Annotated in this window: 1 protein-coding gene; it reads right to left on the bottom strand. The window is 63.6% G+C overall.

All coding sequences use genetic code 11. From position 1 onward, the window contains the following. The coding region (locus SB771_RS36205) for a hypothetical protein (RefSeq protein ID WP_410722186.1) at positions 1-247 on the bottom strand (247 nt) is incomplete at both ends.

Raw genomic sequence — 247 nt, 5'->3', positions numbered from 1 at the left:
CCTTCACCTTCGCAGCGACAGCGATCGGCCCCGCGGAATCGGCCCCCGAAAACTCGCCGATCAGCCAGGCCTGCGCGTTGCCGTCCCTTACCGGCACGTCGACCTCGGTCTGCGAGGCGGAATTCCACTCAAGGTTCTCGCTTGCCGAAACATAGCTCCGAACCTGGCCATTCGTGCTGGAGGCGGAGAAGGTGACCTGCCCACTGGTCGCCCGCTGATGGCCAGAATCGAATACGGAAACGCGAAG

This window comes from Burkholderia sp. SIMBA_051 (assembly GCF_046534915.1).
Classification (GTDB): domain Bacteria; phylum Pseudomonadota; class Gammaproteobacteria; order Burkholderiales; family Burkholderiaceae; genus Burkholderia; species Burkholderia ambifaria.
This window is presented reverse-complemented; position numbering and strand designations above follow the sequence as displayed.